This window comes from Synechococcus sp. H55.11 (genome assembly GCF_047462475.1).
Lineage (GTDB): Bacteria > Cyanobacteriota > Cyanobacteriia > Thermostichales > Thermostichaceae > Thermostichus.
Genome location: NZ_JANSJI010000223.1, coordinates 6,542 through 8,519 on the forward strand (window position 1 = coordinate 6,542; position 1,978 = coordinate 8,519).

2 protein-coding genes are annotated in these 1,978 nt (G+C 60.8%); both read left to right on the forward strand.

The features are described from left to right. Window positions 1-131 precede the first annotated feature (131 nt). Window positions 132-1,469, forward strand: coding sequence for a UDP-N-acetylmuramoyl-tripeptide--D-alanyl-D-alanine ligase (locus NW853_RS09025; protein WP_414348847.1), 1,338 nt, complete (start codon window positions 132-134; stop codon window positions 1,467-1,469). Between the two features lie 20 nt (window positions 1,470-1,489). Continuing rightward, window positions 1,490-1,795, forward strand: coding sequence for a DUF3134 family protein (locus NW853_RS09030; protein WP_414332723.1), 306 nt, complete (start codon window positions 1,490-1,492; stop codon window positions 1,793-1,795). Window positions 1,796-1,978: the final 183 nt, after the last annotated feature.

Genomic DNA, 1,978 nt, shown 5'->3' on the forward strand with positions numbered 1-1,978 from the left:
GGGGGTGAGGGAGCGCTCCCGCTGGGAGAGGGGCCGGGGGTGAGGGAGCGCTCCCGCTGGGAGAGGGGCCGGGGGTGAGGGAGCGCTTGGGAACTGTCTCAATGACTTGAAATGATTATGAAGAATGCCCGATGCTGACCTTACAAGCTGTAGCCGATCTGCTGCAAACCCCTCTCCGGGGAGATCCCCATCTGTTGGGGTTGCCGGTTCAGGCCCTCTGCACCGACAGCCGCCAGTTGCAGCCGGGATCCGTTTTTGTGGCGCTGCGGGGGGAACGCTTCGACGGACACGATTTTATTCCGCAAGCCCTGAGCAAGGGAGCTGTTGCCGTCATCAGCCAGCGTCCGACCTCAGGCCCTCATTTTCAGGTTTCAGACACGCTGAGGGCCTATCAGCGCCTTGCCAGGGGCTGGCGGGAGCAATTCTCCATCCCGGTGGTGGCCATCACCGGCTCAGCCGGCAAAACCACCACCAAGGAAATGCTGGCGGCTGCCCTATCCCGCTACGGCAGCGTTCTCAAAAGCGAGGCTAACCACAACAACGACATTGGCGTGGCGCAAACGCTGCTGCGGCTGCAGCCGGAACATCAGTTTGCGGTTCTGGAAATGGCCATGCGCGGCCCTGGGGAAATTCGCCGCCTGGCGCAGATGGCCCGGCCCACCCACGCCTTGATTACCCACATCGGCACCGCCCACATCGGCAGGCTGGGATCCCGCGCCGCCATTGCCGCCGCCAAGTGCGAGCTGCTACAGGAGCTGGGGCAGGGAGTGGCCCTGCTCAACGGAGAAGATCCCTTGCTGTTGTCCACCGCCGCCGGCCTGGGGTCGGGACCAACCCTCACCTATGGCCTGGAGCGAGGAGACCTGCGAGGAGAATGGGATCCCCAAGCCCAAACGGTAACCGTGGCGGGCCTGACCCTGCCGGTGCCCCTGCCCGGAAGACACCACGCCCTCAACTGGATGGGGGTGCTGGCGACTGTGCGCAGCTTGGGGCTGGATTGGGAGCCGCTCCGAGAACCCATCGCCTTGCCCACGCCTCTGGAGGGGCGCAATCGCCATCTCAAGCTGGCAGGAGATGTGGAAATCTGGGATGAAACCTACAATGCCTCGCCGGAAGCGATGATAGCGGCTCTGCACCTATTGGCCCAAACCCCAGGGAGACGACGCTGGGCCGTTCTCGGCCCCATGCGGGAACTGGGAGAGCATGCACCTCAGCTCTATGCAGAGGTGGGACGAGCGGCTGCCCCTTTGGGGTTGGATTGGGTTTTGCTCCTGGATCCGGAAGGAGAAATGCAGCCGCTGCTCGACCAAAAACCGGCAGCCCAGGCAGAACGCTGCGGGGATGCAGCGGCAGTGCTGCAAGTTTTGCTAGATCAGGTGCAAGCCGGGGATCGGTTGCTGTTCAAGGCGGCACGAGCCGTTGAGCTGGAGCAGGTGCTGCACCGCTTTTTGCAAGCCTGGCAGCGGTAGGCTAAGCTAAAAGACAGCTGATGGCAAGCCTGCATCTCTCTGTTGGGCTGGGATCAGCCCAGGCGGCTTTCTCTTTGTCGATAACTACCCCTTCTGCGTACGGCATGTACTTCAATCCCTCTCTACGCGAAGAACCCCGCAATCAACCGCCAACAGTGGTGCCCTCCCCTAGTAGCCTTTCCATTCTCGATTGGTTGCGCCAGCAAGGCCGGTTGATCGAGCAGCCTATTGAAGTCTCTGGGGCTGTTTTGGAAGAAGACATCGACGACATCGACGACTTGATCGGGGACGACTACAGCGAAGACTTCGAGGCAGAAGAAGAGTAGGCACGACGGCCGAGATCGTTACGAGATCACCAGCTCGTTGATCCCTTCGCCCGACACGTCGAGGGCGTCGGCTTTTGCGCTGCCAATGGATCGCTAACTTGAACAAACAAAACAATAAATGTAAGTAAACGTAACGGATCCCTCAGCCTCAAGGGATCTTTTTTTAGCTTGTTTTGGATTGCT